This is a genomic window from Halosolutus sp. YCN4 (genome assembly GCF_059736495.1).
The window spans coordinates 615,001-634,391 of record NZ_JCASSM010000002.1; the positions used below are offsets into that span (position 1 = coordinate 615,001).

General features: G+C 66.4%; 21 protein-coding genes, 2 tRNA genes and 3 pseudogenes. 11 read left to right on the forward strand and 15 right to left on the reverse strand.

Going from position 1 to position 19,391, the window contains the following annotated elements; genetic code table 11:
• Positions 1 to 34 precede the first annotated feature (34 nt).
• A complete protein-coding gene (locus AC6I6X_RS09300; protein WP_497930230.1) occupies positions 35 to 916 on the forward strand; it encodes an aldo/keto reductase in 882 nt (293 codons plus the stop codon).
• A gap of 155 nt (positions 917 to 1,071) precedes the next feature.
• On the opposite strand, the gene AC6I6X_RS09305 is transcribed toward AC6I6X_RS09300, so the two are convergent.
• Positions 1,072 to 2,373, reverse strand: a complete 1,302-nt coding sequence (locus AC6I6X_RS09305; RefSeq protein ID WP_497930231.1) for a DUF2238 domain-containing protein — start codon at positions 2,371 to 2,373, stop codon at positions 1,072 to 1,074.
• A gap of 115 nt (positions 2,374 to 2,488) precedes the next feature.
• Positions 2,489 to 2,665: a hypothetical protein gene (locus AC6I6X_RS09310; protein ID WP_497930232.1), complete on the reverse strand. Its 177-nt coding sequence runs from the start codon at positions 2,663 to 2,665 to the stop codon at positions 2,489 to 2,491.
• An 84-nt stretch (positions 2,666 to 2,749) separates the two neighbouring features.
• On the opposite strand from AC6I6X_RS09310, the pseudogene AC6I6X_RS09315 reads away from it, so the two are divergent.
• The 3 genes and pseudogenes from AC6I6X_RS09315 (at position 2,750) to AC6I6X_RS09325 (ending at position 5,199) form a co-directional block, all read left to right on the forward strand.
• Positions 2,750 to 3,170 (forward strand): annotated as a pseudogene (locus AC6I6X_RS09315) (cupin domain-containing protein).
• 100 nt (positions 3,171 to 3,270) lie between these two features.
• Positions 3,271 to 4,125: an alpha/beta fold hydrolase gene (locus AC6I6X_RS09320; protein WP_497930234.1), complete on the forward strand. Its 855-nt coding sequence runs from the start codon at positions 3,271 to 3,273 to the stop codon at positions 4,123 to 4,125.
• A gap of 84 nt (positions 4,126 to 4,209) precedes the next feature.
• Entirely contained in the window at positions 4,210 to 5,199 is a 990-nt protein-coding gene (locus tag AC6I6X_RS09325) for an aldo/keto reductase (RefSeq protein ID WP_497930235.1), read from the forward strand.
• A 127-nt stretch (positions 5,200 to 5,326) separates the two neighbouring features.
• On the opposite strand, the gene AC6I6X_RS09330 is transcribed toward AC6I6X_RS09325, so the two are convergent.
• Positions 5,327 to 5,398 (reverse strand) — tRNA-His (locus tag AC6I6X_RS09330).
• Positions 5,399 to 5,571: 173 nt separating this feature from the next.
• Between AC6I6X_RS09330 and AC6I6X_RS09335 the strand changes: the two genes are divergently transcribed.
• Positions 5,572 to 6,027 (forward strand): DUF5814 domain-containing protein, encoded by a 456-nt coding sequence (locus tag AC6I6X_RS09335; protein ID WP_497930236.1) that lies wholly within the window; start codon positions 5,572 to 5,574, stop codon positions 6,025 to 6,027.
• Positions 6,028 to 6,108: 81 nt separating this feature from the next.
• On the opposite strand, the gene AC6I6X_RS09340 is transcribed toward AC6I6X_RS09335, so the two are convergent.
• From AC6I6X_RS09340 to AC6I6X_RS09350, 3 genes are all read right to left on the reverse strand, one after another.
• Positions 6,109 to 6,522 (reverse strand): DUF8146 domain-containing protein, encoded by a 414-nt coding sequence (locus AC6I6X_RS09340; protein WP_497930237.1) that lies wholly within the window; start codon positions 6,520 to 6,522, stop codon positions 6,109 to 6,111.
• Between the two features lie 208 nt (positions 6,523 to 6,730).
• Positions 6,731 to 7,363: an RPA family protein gene (locus tag AC6I6X_RS09345; RefSeq protein WP_250139377.1), complete on the reverse strand. Its 633-nt coding sequence runs from the start codon at positions 7,361 to 7,363 to the stop codon at positions 6,731 to 6,733.
• A gap of 1 nt (position 7,364) precedes the next feature.
• The gene (locus AC6I6X_RS09350; protein ID WP_497930238.1) at positions 7,365 to 8,294 is read right to left on the reverse strand and encodes a replication factor A; all 930 of its coding nucleotides are present in this window, start codon (positions 8,292 to 8,294) and stop codon (positions 7,365 to 7,367) included.
• A gap of 214 nt (positions 8,295 to 8,508) precedes the next feature.
• Here AC6I6X_RS09350 and AC6I6X_RS09355 point away from each other — a divergent pair, with 214 nt between their 5' ends.
• The 4 genes from AC6I6X_RS09355 (at position 8,509) to nadC (ending at position 13,355) form a co-directional block, all read left to right on the forward strand.
• A complete protein-coding gene (locus AC6I6X_RS09355) occupies positions 8,509 to 9,492 on the forward strand; it encodes an LLM class flavin-dependent oxidoreductase (protein ID WP_497930239.1) in 984 nt (327 codons plus the stop codon).
• 274 nt (positions 9,493 to 9,766) lie between these two features.
• Positions 9,767 to 10,900 (forward strand): quinolinate synthase NadA, encoded by a 1,134-nt coding sequence (gene nadA / locus AC6I6X_RS09360; protein WP_497930240.1) that lies wholly within the window; start codon positions 9,767 to 9,769, stop codon positions 10,898 to 10,900.
• Positions 10,901 to 10,905: 5 nt separating this feature from the next.
• Positions 10,906 to 12,477: an L-aspartate oxidase gene (locus AC6I6X_RS09365; RefSeq protein WP_497930241.1), complete on the forward strand. Its 1,572-nt coding sequence runs from the start codon at positions 10,906 to 10,908 to the stop codon at positions 12,475 to 12,477.
• Positions 12,478 to 12,482: 5 nt separating this feature from the next.
• Positions 12,483 to 13,355 carry a carboxylating nicotinate-nucleotide diphosphorylase gene (gene nadC / locus AC6I6X_RS09370; protein WP_497930242.1) on the forward strand — a complete coding sequence of 291 codons (873 nt, stop codon included), beginning with the start codon at positions 12,483 to 12,485 and terminating at the stop codon, positions 13,353 to 13,355.
• 25 nt (positions 13,356 to 13,380) lie between these two features.
• On the opposite strand, the gene AC6I6X_RS09375 is transcribed toward nadC, so the two are convergent.
• Positions 13,381 to 13,869 carry a GNAT family N-acetyltransferase gene (locus AC6I6X_RS09375; RefSeq protein WP_497930243.1) on the reverse strand — a complete coding sequence of 163 codons (489 nt, stop codon included), beginning with the start codon at positions 13,867 to 13,869 and terminating at the stop codon, positions 13,381 to 13,383.
• 67 nt (positions 13,870 to 13,936) lie between these two features.
• Between AC6I6X_RS09375 and AC6I6X_RS09380 the strand changes: the two are divergent.
• Positions 13,937 to 14,135, forward strand: a pseudogene (locus AC6I6X_RS09380) (aldehyde dehydrogenase family protein); the annotation flags it as partial.
• 28 nt (positions 14,136 to 14,163) lie between these two features.
• Here the strand turns inward: AC6I6X_RS09380 and AC6I6X_RS09385 are convergent.
• The 3 genes from AC6I6X_RS09385 to AC6I6X_RS09395 form a co-directional block, all read right to left on the reverse strand.
• The gene (locus AC6I6X_RS09385; protein ID WP_497930244.1) at positions 14,164 to 14,406 is read right to left on the reverse strand and encodes a hypothetical protein; all 243 of its coding nucleotides are present in this window, start codon (positions 14,404 to 14,406) and stop codon (positions 14,164 to 14,166) included.
• Between the two features lie 284 nt (positions 14,407 to 14,690).
• The gene (locus tag AC6I6X_RS09390; protein WP_497930245.1) at positions 14,691 to 14,819 is read right to left on the reverse strand and encodes a hypothetical protein; all 129 of its coding nucleotides are present in this window, start codon (positions 14,817 to 14,819) and stop codon (positions 14,691 to 14,693) included.
• A gap of 104 nt (positions 14,820 to 14,923) precedes the next feature.
• The gene (locus AC6I6X_RS09395) at positions 14,924 to 15,538 is read right to left on the reverse strand and encodes a hypothetical protein (protein WP_497930246.1); all 615 of its coding nucleotides are present in this window, start codon (positions 15,536 to 15,538) and stop codon (positions 14,924 to 14,926) included.
• Positions 15,539 to 15,881: 343 nt separating this feature from the next.
• Between AC6I6X_RS09395 and AC6I6X_RS09400 the strand changes: the two genes are divergently transcribed.
• Positions 15,882 to 16,175: an amphi-Trp domain-containing protein gene (locus AC6I6X_RS09400; protein ID WP_497930247.1), complete on the forward strand. Its 294-nt coding sequence runs from the start codon at positions 15,882 to 15,884 to the stop codon at positions 16,173 to 16,175.
• Positions 16,176 to 16,580: 405 nt separating this feature from the next.
• Here the strand turns inward: AC6I6X_RS09400 and AC6I6X_RS09405 are convergent.
• The 5 genes and pseudogenes from AC6I6X_RS09405 to AC6I6X_RS09425 form a co-directional block, all read right to left on the reverse strand.
• Positions 16,581 to 16,664: transfer RNA gene (locus AC6I6X_RS09405), tRNA-Leu, on the reverse strand.
• 69 nt (positions 16,665 to 16,733) lie between these two features.
• Entirely contained in the window at positions 16,734 to 17,078 is a 345-nt protein-coding gene (locus AC6I6X_RS09410) for a ferredoxin (RefSeq protein ID WP_497930248.1), read from the reverse strand.
• Between the two features lie 82 nt (positions 17,079 to 17,160).
• On the reverse strand, positions 17,161 to 18,135 hold the full coding sequence (locus AC6I6X_RS09415; protein ID WP_497930249.1) for an oxidoreductase: 975 nt from the start codon (positions 18,133 to 18,135) through the stop codon (positions 17,161 to 17,163).
• A 76-nt stretch (positions 18,136 to 18,211) separates the two neighbouring features.
• Positions 18,212 to 18,778, reverse strand: a pseudogene (locus tag AC6I6X_RS09420) (sensor histidine kinase); the annotation flags it as partial.
• Positions 18,778 to 19,296, reverse strand: a complete 519-nt coding sequence (locus AC6I6X_RS09425; RefSeq protein ID WP_497930250.1) for a peptidylprolyl isomerase — start codon at positions 19,294 to 19,296, stop codon at positions 18,778 to 18,780. The pseudogene AC6I6X_RS09420 and the gene AC6I6X_RS09425, both read right to left, overlap by 1 nt.
• Positions 19,297 to 19,391 lie beyond the last annotated feature (95 nt).

The following is a 19,391-nucleotide window of genomic DNA, read 5'->3' on the forward strand; positions in this document are numbered from 1 at the left end:
TTCGGGCGGCGATCGAGCGCTCAACCGTTATGGGATGCGGACTCGTACTGGCCGTGTGACCAGCGACACCATCGCAAACGAGAGCGATACGTTCGACATCGGTGACACGACCGTCCATCGCCTCGGCTTCGGAGCGATGCGACTCTGTGGCGACGCGATCGTCGGCCCACCCGAGGACGAGGAGCGAGCGCGCGAGGTGCTCCGGCGGGCGGTCGACCTGGGCGTCGATTTCGTCGACACGGCCGACTCCTACGGCCCCGGCGTGAGCGAACGCCTCATCGGCGAGACGATCGGCGATCGCGACGACGTGCTGGTCGCGACGAAGGCGGGTCTCCTGCGCAACCGATCGGGCGAGTGGATCGCCCACGGCGATCCGGACTACATCCGGAACCAGGTGCTGGCGTCGCTCGATCGGCTCCGGACCGATACGATCGACCTCTACCAGTTTCACCGTCCCGACCCGGACACGCCGTTCGAGGACTCCGTACAGACGTTCGCCGAACTCCAGGACGACGGCCTCGTCCGCTCCGTCGGCGTTAGCAACGTCTCCGTCGAGCAACTCGAGACGGCCCGCGAGCACGTCGACGTCGCCACCGTCCAGAACCGGTACAACGTGGCCGATCGGTCGAACGCGGACGTCCTCGCGGTCTGTGACGAACACGACATCGGATTCATTCCGTGGGCACCGATCGACGGCGACGACCTCGCGGAACACGGCGACCGCCTCGACGCCGTCGCCGAGGACCACGACGCGACCCGCCGACAGGTCGCGCTCGCGTGGCTGCTCGAGCGATCGGACGTCGTGCTCCCGATCCCGGGGACGTCGGATCCGTCCCACCTCGAATCGAACCTCGCGGCCTCGCAGGTGTCGCTGACCGACGACGAGGTGCAGGCGATCACCGAGGCGGCGGACTGATTACTCGCGGTTCCGATTCTCGCATCGCGGCCGTCGAACCGATTCTCCGGACCGCGCGCCGATCGCACGCGTCTCATACGGACTACTGGAAGTCATTCCCGGTGCAACCACGATCGCCCTGCGGTTGCACAGGGACATCGTTCCAGCAGACCGTATCAGCCGTCGAACCGATCGGCGATGCGGTGCGTGAGATCGGTGAGGTAGATCGATCCCCAGACCGCCGCGACGGCGGCGCCGACGACGTCGTAGACGAGGTCGACGATCGTATCGTTCAGCCCGTGCTGGGCGAGAACCGCGTCGAGGCCGAGCAGGGCGGCGCTCCAGTCGATGGCGAACTCCAAGAGTTCCCAGAGGACGCCGAACGCCAGCACGAACACGAGAATGAACGCGAACAGCATCGACGTCGGGAAGTACACCTCGTCCGTGTGAAGGTCGATCGCCCGGACGACGGCGTAGCCGCCCGCGGCGACGATCGTCGCGGAGATAGTGTGCGTGAGGCTGTCCCACGGGCCGACGGCCGCGTACAGGCCGGCGGACCCGAGCGCGTGCAGGAAGACGGCCGCGGTCAGCCAGAACACGAGTTCGGGTTCGAGCGGTAGCCGGTAGTCCCGCTCGAGGACGGCCGGGAGGAACGTGATCGCCAGCGCGATCGCCCCGTTGGCGACCGTCGTCAGGTCGCGAACGACGAGTCCGTAACAGAGAATCAGCGCGAGTGCCGCCTGCATCGCCCGTGAGAGTCGCCACACGGTCCGTTCGGACACGTCCAGTCGATCGCGGACTAGCGAGGGGACCGGAGCCGATTCCGACTCGGGCGCCGATCGTTTCGGCTCGGACGTCCGTTCGGCCGTGCCCCTCGCGGAGTCCTCGGCGAGGCGGTCCGTCGTGGACCGACCGTACCGATCGAAGACGACGCCCGCGAGCAGGCCGGCGACCGCCGCGTAGGCGAAGTCGTACATCAGCACCCGGTTGGCCGCGTCCTGCGATCGCCCGTCCAGCACGTAGCCCGTCCCGAACGCGACGTCCGAGGCCCACTGGGCGACGTTCCACGCGCCCGCGACGGCGAGCGTCGTGAGCACGACGAACGCGATCGCGAATCCGTGGTTCATCCGGACCGCGGTGAAGCGATCAATTTCGACGGCGACGACGAGGGCGACCGCGGCGACGGCGACGTAGACGGCGATCGTCGTCAGGAACGATTCGCCGAGGATCGTCGCGTCGACGACGGGAAGCAGGACGAGCACCAGCAACTCCCAGGGCGGCACCGCCAGCGGATCCCGGAACGCGGCGACCGGGGCCAGCACGATCGCGATCGCGAGCGCAGTAAAGACGAACCAGCGGTACGATCCCGCGAGCGCGTGGTTGACGGCCAGGACGGCGAGGACAGCCGTGACGATCCAGCTCAGGATCGCGTTTCGGTGCGGACTGTCGACCATCCCGTCGAGTCGGGCGTCCGCCATACGCCCGCTACGGGGCGGAGCCCCTAAACGCGCGACCTTGCGCGACCCGCGGCGCGACCTCGTGCGACCCGCGTACCGCGGCGCGTGCGATCCGCCGTTCGCTCCCGGTGCTCGCTCACTCGCCCACGAATACCGTCTTCAGGCGGCTCCCGCAGTTCGGACAGCACAGCGTCTGCCACTTCGCCGGATCCAGCCCGCCGATCGTCTTCGTCCGGCGGGCGTCCTCGAAGGGGATCACGGCCCCGCAGGTGTCACACTCGAACTCGTCCCCCGTCCCGTCGTGCTCGGACATCGACGTTCGGGACGGTACGGGACCGCCGGTGTTAGCGTTATCCGCGGCGGGTCGATTTTGGGGGCGGGACGCGGACGATCGGGTGTGGGCTACGACACCGCCGCGAAGACGGACGTGGACTCGGTCGTCCCCGAGGAGTGGGGCGGCATGTGGTTCCTGAAGGACGCACTCGAGACCGACGAACTCGGGTTCACGGTGCTCGAACTCGAACCCGGCGGCAAGGGGAACGCACACGACGAGACCGAGAGCGGCCAGGAGGAAGTCTACTACGTCGTTAAGGGGACCGTCGAGATCGAACTCGCCGACGAGACGCTCTCGCTCGAGGCCGATACGGATTGCTGTACCGATGTACCGGCGCGACCGCCGCCGGGATCGCAGTTGCGCCGGAAACGACTTACAGTATACCGTAGAGGAGGCGATCCGGCTCGACCCCGACGAACGCCGACAGATCCGCAACCGCGGCGACGATCGGACGACGCTCGTGCTCGTCGGCGCGCCATTGTAACGCCGTCCTGCACCGCCGGCACGCGCCTCGCATCGGTCCCCGCTCGATCGCGGCCCAAACACGACGGAAGGGTGATACGTTCGTGCGGGAATACTGAAACATGGTCTCAGTCGACGACGTCGAACTCGAACACGGGCTCGCCCGGGTCAACCGGGTCAAGATCCACTACGTTACCGCCAGCGACGCCGACGGCCCGCCGCTGGTCCTGCTCCACGGCTGGCCACAGACCTGGTACGAGTGGCGCGCGGTCATCCCGGATCTCGCACAGGAGTACACCGTCATCGCGCCCGACCTCCGCGGCATCGGCGATTCCGGCACGCCCCGATCGGGTTACGACAAGGACACCGTCGCGACGGACGTCCGGGAACTCGTCGCCCACCTCGGCCACGACGACGTCCTGCTCGTCGGCCACGACTGGGGGATGCCGACGGCCTACGCCTACGCCGCCCAGTACCGCGACGAGGTGCGCGCGCTGGCCGTCCTCGACGCCGGCCTGCCGGGGATCAACGAGGAGCACAAGCGACGCCTCTGGCACACGCGCTTCCACAGCGTCCCCGACCTGCCCGAGCAACTCGTCGCCGGCCGTGAGCGGCTGTACCTCTCGTGGTTCTTCAAGGAGGGTGCGTACGATCCGTCGGCGATCGACGCCGACGCCCGGGACGAATACGTCCGCTGTTACGCCCAGCCTGGCGGCCTCCGCGGCGGTTTCGAGTACTACCGGGCCTACGAGACGGACGCCGAGCACAACCGGCGCCACGCTGAGGACCCGCTCGCGATCCCCGTCCTCGCACTGGGCGGGACGGAGTCGTTCGGCGACCTCCCCATCCGGGACATGGAGGCCGTCGCCGACGACGTCGACGGCGAAGTCGTCGATCGGGCCGGCCACTGGATCCCCGAAGAGCGGCCCGGGTGGCTGGTCGATCGGCTGACGTCGTTCTTCGGGGACGCGACGTAGCGACGCTGCTCGCCTCCCGTCTCTCCTCCGCGGTCGATTGCCCCCAGGCCAAGACATACCCGGCGGTAGGAACATCGACCACACATGAACCATCGACGACTCGGTTCGACTGGGTACGACGTCTCGGAGGTCGGACTCGGCACGTGGAACGTTGGCGGGGGCTGGGGCGACGTCTCGGACGAAACCGGCCGCGAGGTCGTTCGCGCCGCCCTCGACGCGGATATCGACTTCATCGACACCGCAGACGTCTACGGCGACGGCCGCAGCGAGCGACACATCGGTCACGTGCTCGACGAACGCGACGCACACGACGACGTCGTCGTCGCGACGAAGGCCGGCCGACGGCTCGATCCCCACGAGGCGGATCGGTACACGTACGACACCCTCTCCGCGCACGTCGATCGGAGCCGCGAGTACCTCGGCGAGGACACGCTGGATCTCCTGCAGTTGCACTGCCCGCCGACCGAGGCGTACTACCAGCCGTCGACGTTCGAGGCCCTCGAACGGTTCAGCGACGAGGGGCGGATCGCCCGCGCCGGCGTCAGCGTCGAGAAAGTCGAGGAGGCGCTCAAGGCGATCGAGTACGACGTCGTGGAGACGGTCCAGATCATCTTCAATCCGTTCCGCCAGCGCCCGAAAGAGTTGTTCTTCGAACAGGCCAGGAAAGAAGACGTCGGCGTCATCGTCCGCGTCCCGTACGCATCGGGACTGCTGACCGGCGCGCTCGATCGCGAGCAGTCGTTCCCGGAGGACGACCACCGCAACTTCAACCGCGAGGGCGAGGCCTTCGACGTCGGCGAGACGTTCGCGGGCGTCCCCTACGAGACGGGCCACGACGCCGTCGAGGCGCTCGAGGCACACGTCCCCGGGGACCGCTCACTGGCCGAATTCACCCTCCGCTGGATCCTCGACCACGAGGCCGTCTCGACGGTCATCCCGGGCACCACGTCGCCGGCCCACGTCCGGGCGAACGCCGCGGTTTCCGACCTCGACCCGCTGTCCAACCAGGCTCACGGTGCGACGCGAGACGTCTACGAGGAATACGTCGCGGCACACGTGCACCATCGCTGGTAGGCCGGATCGATCGGCAGAACGGGCCCGGATGCGAGAATCGAACCCGACTGTGAGACTCGTAACGCTCGTCTCGCGTGGTTCGATTCACTGACGACTTCTGTGGCTCACGAGTTGTTCGCCACAGAAGGTCCGGGTGCGAGAATCGAACCCGCGTCTCAGCCTCCACAAGGCTGAAGGATAACCACTACCCCAACCCGGACACGCGCACACCTCTCTCTAAACGCGGATGGCCTGAAATACGTTACGACTCGGGGACGGTAGTGTGCGACTCCGTACCGCGGGTTTTGGTCCGTGCGATCGTCACTGCCCCTCGCTCCCGATCGCCCGGGACCGGGACGCTTTTCGGCCCGACCCCCGTAGCACCGCCAACGCGTGGCCATCACCGACAAGATCTACGTCAAGAACCACCGCCAGCTCAGCTCCCAGCTCGAGACGAACATCCCCAAGGGCGCGTTCAAGGGGGCGACGCTGGACATGCTCTTCCGCGGCGACGGCCTCGAGAAACTCGACGACACGACTCGCGATCGGGTGCTCGACTTCGCCGAGGACTTCCTGGACTGCGACTGCGACGACAACCCATACTGTGGCTGTCCGGAGCGGAAGTTCGTCCGGTACCTGCTGGAGTTGCGCGCGCAGGGGCTGGGACCAGATGCGATCGTCGACGTGATGACCGACGACTACATGGTGTACGCCTACTCCGGGGACGTTCTCTCCTTCCTCGACGATGGCGTTCGAACCCTCGAAGCGGCGGAATCCCTCGCGCGCGTCGACGGTGCGGACGACAGAGCCGACGAGATCCGGCAGTCGAAACGGGATCTCGCGCGGTAGTCCGCCGGCTCTCGATCGCTCAGGGTGTTTCTCCCGGGCCCGGACTCGACTCGTCCCAACTCGACGCGCACAGTCGATCGGCTACCGGAGTTGTGAGGGGCCGTCGGCCTCGTCGAGGTCGTCGAGCAGGAGGACCTCGTTTTCCTCGTCCTCCAGGCGGTCCCGCAGGTCGGTGACGTAGGCCTTGTACTCGTCGAGTTGCTCCCGAAGGTGGTCGGCCTCGAGTTCGAGCCGCTCGTGTTCGCGGATGAAACTCTTCGAGACCTCGACGGTCGGTGGGAACGCGAGGTCTCCGTCCCCCTCGCCCCCGCCATCTGTCCCCTCGAGACGGGCCTCCGGCACGACCGCGACCTGTCCGTCGTGTTCGACGAGCTGATCGACGTAGTCCCGGAAGACCGCGGACAACGAGATATCGCGCTCTTCGGCGATGTCCTGGAGCGCCTCGAACGCGTCCTCGTTCACGCGAAACGAGATCGTCTTGTTCTTGTTGCCCATTGATTCGGCTAGTTGACGTTCACCATACTTAATAATTTGTCGGACGCTCGCGGTCGACCGCCCAGCACCCGATCGAGACGTCGAAAAATTGCGGCCCGAGGTGGTGTATTAGACGGTCTGCTGTAACGAGTTCCCCGGCACAACCGCGAACCGCCCGCGGTTGTGCCGGAACTGACTTACAGCGGTCCGTGTCGGACGAGACGGCCGGTCAGGCCGTGGCGTCCGTCTCGATCTCTTCGAGGCTCTCGAGCGCCTGAATCACGTCACGGCGGTAGTTTTCGACGGGCGAGTCGTACCGTTCGCGGGCCATCTGGGCGTACTCGTTCGTGGGCGCAGTCGACCCGCTCTCGGGCGCTTCCTGCTCGGCTTCCCACTCGCGGAACGCCTCGATCCGATCGAGCGTGCGCTCAGCGGTTTCGACGACCCAGCGGTCGCGGGTGTCGTCGTCGACGACCGCGATCGACTCGGGTCGTACGGAGACGTTGACGGTACCGTCGTCGGTCTCGTAGGTGCGGGGTTTGCCGACGATGGAGACGTACGCCGGCGGCTCCGTATCACGGAGGACCGAGGCGGCCTCGGGCTGGTACTGGCCGGCGTAGACGAAGAACGTCCCCGTCGGATCGACGACGCGGCCGCGCCAGTACTCGCTGTCCTCGCCGACGTCTTCGGTCTCGGTCAGGGTGCCGACGATGAACACGCGGTTCGCGCGATCGCCCGTCGGGAGGAGCGCGTAGTTCGGTGCGCGCTCGTCGTCGCTCTCTTTGAATGCGTACGTCGCGTCGTTGAATTCGGAGGCGAAGACGCGGCGGGCGACTTCGCGGGTGAGTTCTGCCTGGCTCATGTCACATCGACCTCGCTTTGATCAGCAGTTCCTCGGGATCCGTCGGCCCGTCGAGTTCGGTGACGTCGTCGGCCAGCACGTACCGGCCGAACGTCGGCCCCTCGATGCGGTAGTAGGTGCCGACGACCTGGTCGCGGATCTCGTCGGCGACGACGGTCGTGTCGAGCGCGTCCATCGCCATGTCCTTGGCCTCTTCCAAACTGATGCCGGTTAGGTCCTCGGTGGCGTCCTTGTCGAAGATTACCTCGTGGGCGTCGATACCGTCGTCGACGACGGCCTTGATCCGGAGGTCGAACTCGCCCTCGACTTCGCCGTGTTCGTTACAGCGCCCGTTCTGGAGCACCCGGGTGCAGTCCTCCTCGGGACAGCGTTTGATGAGGCCGCTGCCGCTTTGCATGTCCACGAGTGCGCCCTCGATCTCGCTGGTGTCGTCGCCGACTTCGATGTCCTCGTCGAGTTCTTCGATGACCGTCGTCGAGTTGAGTTTGACCGAGTACCGGCCCTGGTACTCGTCGGTGACGACGTTTCGCAGTTCGTAGACGCCGCCTTCCTCGAGCGCGGGGAGGTCCGATTTGGCCCACTTGGTGAACTTGATCGTCCCCGTCGGATCGCCCAGCAGGCCGACCTGCGCGACCGAGTCGCTCCGGGGATCCCAGAGTTCGATGACCTTCGCCGTGAGGTCGATCCACTGCTCCGGTTCGTCGACGGCTTCGATCTGGACCGCCTCGCTCGACCCGCTCGAGAGGTCCTCCCGATCGAGCCCCGCCTCGTCCAGGTAGTGGTTGGTGACGCTCCGGCGCGCCTCGTCGATCGGGACCGTGTACTCGTCGACGAGCGTTCGCAGGCGCTCCTCGACGTCGTCGACGCTGATGTCGAGATGGTCCGAAAACTGGTCGTGTATGTCGTCCGCGTGCTGTCGTACGTCGCTCATGGTGTCACGCCTCCTCCTTGGTTTCACTGGGAGGCATACGCCGGTTCGTTCCCGATCGTATTTAAAATACCGCCACCGGAGCGAAAGTGAAGCGGACCCCGATCGACGGACGAATCGCGATTCCCGCCGCGGGTCCGCGTGGTGGTACCGCGACGACCCGCTCGCGTTCCGAACGACCGGACCTGTTTTCGTGCTGGCCGTTTACGACCCGGGCATGGACGTTGGACTCATGGTGACGGCCTTCGGCGACGTGGATCTGGCCGACGTCGCCGTACGAGCGGAGGAGCGGGAGTACGACGCGGTCTGGGTCGGCGAACTCTGGGGGGCCAGCGGCGTCGTCCAGCTGACGGAGATGGCCTGTCGAACCGAGTCGATCGACCTCGGGTCGGCGATCCTGAACGTCTACTCGCGGTCGCCGGCCGTCCTCGCGATGACGGCCGCGTCGCTCCAGGACGCCTCGAACGGACGGTTCACGCTGGGCCTCGGGACCAGCACCCCGAAGGCGGTCGAGGACCTCCACGGGATGTCGTTCGATCGCCCCGTCCGCCGCGCCCACGAAACGATCGAGATCGTCCGCGAACTCACCTCCGGCACCGGCGATCCGGCCGCCTACGACGGCGAAGTGCTCTCGGTCGCGGACTTCCCGTCGATCGACGCCGACGTCCCGGTCTATCACGCGGGGCTGGGTCCGGCGAACCGCCGCGTGGTCGGGCGACTCTGTGACGGCTGGATCCCGCACAACATTCCGTTCTCCGAACTCGACGACGCGTTCGAGGTCGTCGCCGACGCGGCCCGCGAGCGCGACCGCGATCCGGCGGCGATCACGATCGCGCCCTACGTCCCGTCGGTCGTCAGCGACGACCCCGACGAGGCCCGAGACGTGCTCCGACGGCACGTCGCCTACTACGTCGGCAGCGGCGAGGGGTATCGACGAGCGGTCGCGACGCGCTTCCCCGAGGCCGCCGATCGGATCGCCGAGGCGTGGCGAAACGGCGAGAAACGGGCGGCCGCCGGGGCCGTCACCGAGGAGATGCTCGACGACCTCGGCGTCGCGGGGACCCCCGAGGACGCCCGCGACCAGTTACAGCGCCTCGTCGCGGAAACCGGGATCGACCATCCGATCGTCGTGATCCCCGAACCCGCCTCGAGCGAACAGACCGAACGGACCATCGACGCGCTCGCGCCCGATCGCGCGTAGCGAAACTTTGCGTCGTCGCGGACCGGGGGGTCGGCGTCCTCGGCCGCGTTGCGACGGCGTCCGTTGGCTCCGTACTGTTTTCAGCCGGCATCTCGAATCGATTCGATCCACCAGCTCGACTCTTCTGGGAGAAAACCTATCCTGAACGCCGAAAAACGGGTATGGGATTTTCGGTAGCTCGATCCCTAAGTGGTATTCCCCCAGATTCGCCTATCGAAGGAAAAAGTTATTCAATAGTCGGGACTGACGTGTGAATACTCACAGGTGACGTGACATGGTCAAAATGGAAACGGCGGAGCTGGAAACCGACCTGAGTCTGTTCAAATACGACAACCTCGAGCAGTTGCCGCCCCGGTACCGGGACCTCGAGGAAGGGGAACGGACCGAACGTATCGAGGCGGCGCTCGAGGAACTCGGCGACGACGTCGTGATCCTCGGCCACAACTATCAGCGACGCGAGATCGTCGAGCACGCCGACTTCGTCGGTGACTCCTATCAGCTCTCGAAAGAAGCCGCGAACGCGGACGCGGAGTACGTGATCTTCGGCGGCGTCACGTTCATGGCCGAGAGCGCGGACATCATCACCGACGACGACCAGACCGTCATCCTGCCGAGCATGGAGGCCTCGTGCCCGATGGCCGGGATGGCCGAGGCTCTGCAGGTCGACAGCGCGTGGGCCGAGATCACCGCGGCCGCGCCCGACGAAGAGATCGTCCCGATCACCTACATGAACTCCTACGCGGACCTGAAGGCCTTCTGTGCGAGCCAGGGCGGCCTCGTCTGCACCTCCTCGAACGCGCACAGGGCGTTCGAGTACGCCTTCGATCGGGGTGACAAGGTCCTCTTCCTGCCCGACAAGCACCTCGGGGAGAACACGGCCCATCGGCTGGGCATGGAGGATCGGATCGCCGAGTGGGACCCGTGGGATCCCGACGGAAAGGACGCCGAGGAGGTCGCCGAGAGCGACATTATCCTCTGGGACGGCTACTGCCAGGTCCACGAACGGTTCCGCGAGGACCACGTCACGGCGATCCGCGAGGATCACCCCGACGCGAAGGTCGTCGTCCACCCCGAGTGTCGCCGCGAGGTCGTCGAAGCCGCCGACGTCGTCGGCTCGACGAGCACCATCTGCGAGACGATCGAGACGGCTGACCCCGGCGACACGTGGGCGATCGGGACCGAGATCCACCTCACGAACCACCTGCAACGGTGGCATCCCGACGTCGAGGTCCTCCCGCTGTGTGGCGACGCCTGCATGGACTGCAACGCCATGCGCCAGATCGACCCCAACTACCTCACCTGGGTCCTGGAAGAACTCGTCGAGGGTCGCGAACGCAACGTGATCGAGGTCGCCCCCGAGGAGAAAGACCTCGCGGAACTGGCGCTCGATCGAATGCTCGAGATCTAACGACCATGACTGACACATCGGACCACGAAACCGCGGACGTCCTCGTCGTCGGCAGCGGCATCGCGGGCTGTGCGGCCGCGCTACAGGCCGCACGCGAGGGTGCTGACGTCCTGCTGGTGACCAAGGCCGAACGGCCCGACGACGCGAGCACCGACTGGGCACAGGGCGGCATCTCGACCACGCGCGGGGATCCCGAGAGCCTCAAGGACGATATTCTGGATGCCAGCGACGGTACGGCCGACCTCGACGCCGTCGACGTCCTCGTCGAGAACGCCGACGACGCGGTCGAGGACGTCCTGCTCGATACGTTGGGGATCGAGTTCGACGAGACCGCTGATGGGAACTTCGACTACACGCGCGAGGCCGCCCACTCCGAGTACCGTATCCTCCACGTCGACGCCGCGACGGGGACCCACATCCTCCGGCCGTTCCTGAACCACGTCGACGATCACGATCGGATCGAGGTGCGACAGGACACCGCCGCGCTCGAACTGATCACCCACGAGGGACGCGTTCACGGCGTCGTAAGTGACGAGGCCCCCGAAGGCCACCCGATCTACGCCGGCGCGACGATCCTCGCGACCGGCGGGATCGGCGCGCTCTACGGCCGATCGACCAACCCCGGCGACGCGACGGGCGACGGGATCGCCATGGCCGCGCTCGCGGGCGCGGACGTCGCGGACCTCGAGTACGTCCAGTTCCATCCGACCGCGTACGTGGGCGACGACCCGTTCTTGCTCTCGGAAGCGCTCCGCGGGGAGGGCGCGGTATTGCGCAACGGCGACGTCTCCGGGTCGAGAGACTCGGAGGCTCGGGAGACGGAGTCTCTCGGTGGCGATCGGTTCATGGACGACTACCACCCCGACGCCGAACTCGCGCCGCGGGACGTCGTCGCCCGTGCCGTCGAGACCGAACGCGAGGCGACCGGCGAGGTCGTCCTCGACGTGTCCCCGATCGCGTTCGAGGACGACTACCCCGCGATCGCAGAGAAGTGCCGCGATCGGGGCATCGAGGGCGACGAGATCCCCGTCGCCCCCTGCGAGCACTTCCTGTGCGGCGGCATCGACGTCGACGATCGCGGCCGAACGACCCTCGATCGGCTCTACGCGGTCGGCGAGTGCGCCCGGACCGGCGTCCACGGCGCGAACCGCCTCGCGAGCACGAGTCTGCTCGAGGGGTTGGTCTGGGGCCTGCGGGCGGGCGGGGACGCTGCCGGCTCCGGAGCCGAGCCGGTGATCGTCGAAGCGCCAGAACTTCGGGACAGCGACCCCGACCTCCCCGAGCGGTTCGCCGCCCAGAAGTTCACCCGACTGAAACGGACGATGGACGACGCCCTCGGCCTCGAGCGCGATCCCGACGAGATCGCCCGGGCGAGCGCCGTTTTCCGGCGTCTCAAGGGTGAGGTCGACGCCTACACGCGGACGCGAACCGCGCGGGACCTCTACGAACTCCGGAACGCCTGCGTCGTGGCGCTGCTGATCGCGCGCGCCGCCGGCGAGAACACCGAGTCGATCGGCTGTCACTACGTCGTGGCGGAAGACGCCGAACCGCCGGCCGAACGGCCGGCGGACGACTGATCGCCATGATTACGGACGCCCAGATCGATCGCTGGCTCCGGGAAGACGTCGGCCACCACGACGTGACGAACCAGGTCCCCGGAAAGACGACGGGTCGCCTCGTCGCGAAAGAATCCGGCGTCGCCGCGGGCCTCGACGCCGCACGCGCCGTCTTCGACTACCTCGACGTCGACGTCTCCGAGTCGATCGCGGACGGGACCGCGATCGACGACGGCGACACCCTCCTCCGGGTCGAGGGGCCCGTACGCGACGTGCTCCGCGGGGAACGCGTCGCCGTGAACCTCGCGGGCCACGCGTCCGGGATCGCGACCCGAACCAGGGCCGTCGTCGACGAGGTACGAGCGGCGCAACGCGCCTCGGATACGCGAGCGGTCGCCGGCCGCGAGCAGCGTTCCACGTCCGGCGAGGTCCGGATCGCCGCGACCCGCAAGACGACGCCCGGCCTCCGGGGACTCGAGAAACGCGCCGTCGTCGCCGGCGGCGGCGACACCCACCGGCTCGACCTCTCGCACATGGTCATGGTGAAGGACAACCACGTCGCCGAGATGGGGCTCGAGGGTGCGATCGAGCACTTCCGGGAGCGAACGTCGTTCGCGACGAAGATCGACGTCGAAGTCGAGGCGGTTGCGGACGCCCCGCGAGCCGCCGCGGCGGGTGCCGATATCGTTCTGCTGGACAACATGACGCCCGCGGAGACGCGGGATGCCGTCGATCGGCTCCGCACCGAGGGGCACGACGACGTGCTCGCCGAGGCCAGCGGCGGGATCACGCTGGAGAACGTGGCCGACTACGCGGCCACGGGAGTCGACGTGATCTCGATGGGGAGTCTCACGCACTCCGCGCCGTCGCTGGATCTGTCGTTCCGGACCGGCGAGTAGGCGGTCCGGCCGCGACCCGATCGCCCTACACCGGCCCGGCCCGCGATCCGGTCAACGACTTCTCCATCGAGACGACGTCCGATCCCCAGGCCGGCTGCTCCTCGCGGTCGACCGGTTCGTAGCCTCGATTGTGGTACCACTCGAGCAAGAACGGGTGGTCCTCGAACGTCGTGAGGCGGAGCCGATCGTCGCCCCGCCCCCTGGCGAGCGCCTCGACTCGATCGAGCAACAGGGTCGCGATTCCTTCGCCCTGGCGCTCCGGGACGACCGCGAGGCGTTCGACGCGCGGGACGCCATCGTCGACGAGACGGATCGTCCCGATCAGCGCCCCGTCGTCCACGGCTACGAGGCTGACACCGTCCCGATCGAGCCACCTGGCGATCGTCTCGGCGCCGACGTCGGCCAGACGGCTCGGGCCGCGTTCGGGAGCCGTCGCGTGCGCCCGCCGGTAGCAGCGGGCGATCGCGGCCGCGTCGTCGCGGGTCGCACGACGGATCTCGATGGCGCTGGTCACGGGTGAAGAGAGACGTCGGACGGGTAAAACCGTCTCGAGAGCCTCAACTACGGGCTTGCCCCTGCATGTCGACCAGGCCCGCCGGATCGCCGATGGCATCGAGACGGGGATGATCCACATCAACGACCAGCCGGTGAACGACGGGCCCCACGTCCCCTTCGGCGGGCCGAAACAGTCCGGTCTGGGCCGGCACAACGCCGACTCCATCCTCGCTGACGACGAAGTGGATTTCGATCCAGCGCGAGCCACGGGCGTACCCGTTCTGAGGGGTCGATCGGCCTCGCTCGATCGCTCTCAGTCGAAAAACGAGAGGACCCGCCTCCAGCCCCAGATCGCCAGCGCGACTCCGACCGCGATCAGGAAGCTGACCAGGGGCACGGCGTCGATCGCGGGCCCGCCCGGCGGAACGAGAAATTCGAGCCAGCCGTACCGGTAGAGGATGGCGAGGCCCACGACGACGAGGACGGTGCCGACGACGATCGTCGCTGCCATCCGGTTCGCCGCGACGCGGGATCGATCCCGGTCCGGAGCGCCCATGGTGTCCGTCGCGTGCGGAGTCGTGCCGGTCGCGTGAAACGGTGCGCCCTGCACCCTCCGGCCGATCGGCGTGGTGGACTGATCCGATCGACTCGGACGTGTCGTTTGGATTCTTACCGCGATCGATCGTCGACGTGACGCTCGCAGAGGATCTGGTAGACGATCCCGTCCGTCTTGACGTCCCCGCCGGGGGTCTTCTTCACGATCGAGATGCCGTACTCCGTGTCCTCGTCGCAGTCGATGCAGGTTCCTCGCGGTCCAGTTACGCCTTCGGTCTTGTGTCCCTACTCGCGGATCTCGGCGCAGTCGCGACAGAGCCACCACTTCCGGTCCGACTCCGAGAGTTCGAAGAGCTGATGGGCCATCGTGTGCTGGCCGAACCGTACCGGCGCTCCACAGAAGCGACAGTTCACACGTGAGGACGCCAGTAGCACGGCCAAAATGGTTCTCCACGAATGCTAATGGCCGGTCCGTGAGCGGGCGGACTGGGTTTCGGACCGCGTGACGACGAGTCTTGCTATCGCTCGGCAGCTATCTCTCGTATCGCGTTTTCGCATCTTTCGAAGATCTCCTCGTTTCGTTCCGCCACGTGTGGACCGAACTCGTCACCAGCAGCGAGTGGCTCGATGATCTCGCCGTTTGCCCTCCCGAGCACCACGACTGGAGCCAACGTCTCCGGATCGTTCAACTGGATCACGGACTCGGATTCGACGCCGTCGACCGAATTGTACGAATTCTTGACGGTCGCCGCGTACATCTCTTGATTCTCGTAAATGTGTCGCAGATTGTATTCGGTTCCAGCGAACCCGAGCGTAAATCGTACGAGATTCGTGGGGTGGTCGTGTGAACTCCCCTCGAAAAAGAACTCCCTCATTTTGTTGAATTGCCGGATGATCTCGTTCGCTCCGGTCGCCTGCCGCACCGCGTATTCGGACTTCAACTCGTAGACGAATCCGTTGGCGTTCGGCCGATCGTCACTCTCCTCGACGATGTACAGGTCGGCCACCCCACGGTTGCCGTAGTGGTTGTAATGGGCTTCGGGATAGGCGTCGAAGTCGTACTCCATGATCTCGCTCAACTGTCGATGTTCGTCTATGATCGAGTTGGCGAGTTCGTCCTCCGTAATTCCCATCGACAGACCGTTCTGCTGGAAATATAATCAATGGTGGCGTTGTGGGACGGCCGTTCGGTCCGTGACGTCACACCAGTACGCGTCGACTCGTTCCCTTCGCCGATCGACGGTGAATAGTGGCCGACGTCCTTATGAAAGAGGTGTGGTATTAACAGCGGTTCGTAACCGGCGTATTCGTTCAGGGTTGCACGTGAACCTCGTGTTCAGTACAGGAGAGAGACTTGCCACTCAATACAGTGAGGGTCCTCCCGGAACTGCCTCGGTGGAAGTGGTGACTACCGCCGATCAAACTGGGCGGATATGAAGGCCGAGATATTTTGTTGGCAGTCGTTGTAGGTCCGGTATGGCAAACGACGAACAAGAATCTGAGACCGAAGCGGAATCGGCAGCTGATGAGACGGAACGTGAAGGTGAGCGAGTGATGAGTCGGGCAGACGGTGCGGGAATCCTCCGTGAAGTCGCTGATGGCGTCGAGGACGGGACGATCGACATCGAAGGAGAGGACGGCTTCACGGTGGCGGTTCCGGAGCGCTTCGAACTGGAAGTCGAGTACGAGGTTACCGACGACGAGGCCGAGTTCGAAGTCGAACTCGAATGGCGGATGGAAGACGGCGAACCGGTATCTGCGGACGAATGATACGATTGGCGGCACCCTATTGCAGCCACTCCTTGGAGATTCGTATCCATCCATTCATCGACGCACGTGTTTGCCAGACCGGATAACTCCCCCACCAGAGAGCACCGGGTCCGATCAACAGAGAGTTCCACCCCGTCATGTACACCAATAGTCGTGTTACTCACTCGGTCAAACCCCGGCAAAACCCGTCGATGTTAAACGGCCGCCGTCGCGGGATTACACCCCGCTCCGACGGTGGCTCGAACCGAGGGCGAACAAGACGAAGGGCTGATCGTTCAATCGAGTCGGTATGCGAGGGAAGGGATTTGAACTACGCCCGAGAACCTGCTCGCTCCGCTCGCAGAACCTCGGTCTGGTTCAAATCCTTCGTGTCGCAGTCATCGCTCACGGATGTTCGCGATGACATGCGAGGGAAGGGATTTGAACCCTCGGACCTCTACAGGAGCGGGTCTTAAGCCCACCGCCGTTGGCCTGCTTGGCTACCCTCGCACAGAAGCGCGCTTGATGGTAGTCGCTCCCGTGGAATGTGCGTTTCGATGTTCGGCCCGGCGCGCGACGCTACCAGTCGACGCTCAGCGTCCCGTCGCCGTGCGGATCGGGCGCGATCTCCTCGTCGGTGCGCCGATCGACGACGTGGATGCAGCCGTCGTCTTTCTTCGCCGGGCAGACCTCCGCGGCGCGGACGTTGTGGTCGAGGTCCTCCTCGCCGATGAAGTAGGTGTTGGGCCGGGCCATGCCGGATTCGATCGACATCTCCCAGGTGTCGCTGACCTCGGCGCACTTGCCCGCGCCGAAGCACTTGTTCGCTTCGAAGATGATCTTGTAGGGCTTTTCCTCGATCGGCGGGGCGTCGCCCGAACCGACGTCACTGGGATCCTGTATCTCGGCGTCCAGGTCGCTCATTACGTATCCCTTCGCGTGCGTCGCCTTTCGCGTTACGGTCGATCCGCGGTACGGGCCCGGGTCGCGGTTCGAGTGGCGGCGGTCACCGGGCCGCTCCGGATTCGGGTTCCGGACTCGCCGCCGGCCTCGGCAGGTCGTAGGTGACGCCGGTCAGGTCGCTCGAGACCTCCCACAGGCGGCGCGCGGTCGCTTCGTCGTACGATCGGTCCGACGAGGCCTGCCGTTCGGGCGCGCCGCGCATGTTCAGGACGCCGCCGGGGCCGTAGTACGCACCGCCCTCGACGTCCGGCGCGGTCGCGGCGTACAGCGTCGGAAGCGCGCCCTTCGCGGCCGACTGAGCCATCACCGTGTTCAGGATCCACATCGCCGCTTTCCGGAGTCGCTGGCCGTTCTGCTCGGGGCCGCGGAACTGCAGATTCGTGTCCGCGTAGCCCGGATGGACCGCGACGCTCTTCGCGGTCGCTCCCGCCGTGAGCAGTCGCCGTTCGAGTTCGTACGCGAACAGCACGTTCGCCAGTTTCGACTGGCCGTAGGCGTCCCACGGGTCGTAGGCGTCCTCGCCCTGCAGGTCGTCGAAATCGATCGCGCCCCGTTCGTGCATCCCGCTCGAGACGGTGACGATTCGCGACTCGTGTTCGTCGTCGCCCGCCGCGAGGAGGTTCTCGAGCACCAGCCCCGTGAGCGCGAAGTGGCCCAGGTGGTTGACGCCGAACTGGGTCTCGAACCCGTCGTCGGTCTCCGATCGCGGGATCGCCATCACGCCGGCGTTGTTCACGAGGACGTCGATCGGGTCGTCGTCGAGGCGGTCGGCGAACGCACGGATCGAATCGAGACTCGCCAGGTCACACGCCTCGACGCGCAGGTCGGCGTCGGGAACGTCGTCGCGGACGTCGCGGGCCGCCGTTTCGCCGCGATCGGCACTCCGGCAGGCCATGATCACGGTCGCGCCGTGGCGCGCGAGTTCGCGGGTGGTTTCGAGGCCGATCCCGCTGTTCGCACCCGTGACGACGACCGCGCGGCCCTGCTGGTCGGGAACGTCGTCGGCTGTCCAGCCCATGGGCCGCTCACGGTCCGTCGACTCAAAATCGGTTGGGCACCGGCGATTCGCGAGGGAACCTCGGCGAGGTGCCGACTCACCGATCGTCGTCCATCGCGGGGAGCGCGAACGAGAACGTCGCCCCCTCGCCCGGGTCGGACTCGACCCAGATGTCGCCGCCGTGGCGCTCGACGATGCGCTCGCAGAGGACCAGGCCGATGCCCGTTCCTTCGTCCTCCTCGCGGCTGTGGAGTCGATCGAAGATGGTGAACACTCGGTCCCGATCGTCGGGATCGATCCCGATCCCCTCGTCCCGGACCGAGATGACCCACTTCCGGCCCCGTCGCTCGGCGTCGACGTGTATCCGGGGCGTCTCGTCGCCGCTGTAGGTGATCGCGTTCGAGAGGAGGTTCTGGAAGACCTGGCGCAACTGGCTGGCGTCGCCCTCGACCCGCGGCAGGTCCGCCGTCGTGATCTCGGCGCCGCTCTCGTCGATCCGGAGCGACAGGTCCGCGAGCACTTCGTCGACGATCGCGTCCAGGTCGATCGGTTCGAACGGATCGCCGCGCGTTTCCACCCGCGAGTACTCGAGGAGGCCGTCGATCATCTCGCGCATCCGATCGGCCCCGTCGACGGCGAAGCGAAGGAACTCCTCGCCGTCCTCTACTCGTAGTCGACCGACACCGACTCGAGGACGACCTCCTCGCGTGGCTTGTCGTTCGGATCGGTATCGACGCTGCCGATCTCGCGAACGACGTCCATCCCGTCGATCACCTTGCCGAAGACGGAGTGGCGATCGTCGAGGTGCGGCTGCGGGTCGAGCGTGATGAAGAACTGTGACCCGTTCGTGTCGGGGCCGGAGTTGGCCATGCTCAGGATGCCCTCGTCGTCGTGGCGCAGTTCGGGGTGGAACTCGTCGTCGAACTGGTAGCCGGGGCCGCCGCGACCGGTCTCGGTCGGATCGCCGCCCTGGATCATGAAGCCCTCGATGACGCGGTGGAAGGCGACGTCGTCGTACAGCGGTTCGCCCTCGACCTCCTCGCCCGTCTCGGGGTCGGTCCAGGTCTTGCCGCCGGTCGCGAGGCCGACGAAGTTGTCGACGGTTCGCGGCGCGCGCTCGTCGTAGAGCTCGACCTCGATGTCGCCACGGTTCGTGTGCAGGGTGGCAGTAACGTCTCCCATGTCTTCGGCGACGTCGGGCCGCGTGAAAACGGTAGTGGTCTCGCCCCGGTCGCCACCTGTGAGGGACGCTGCCGGCAGTCGCCTCCCCGGACGGA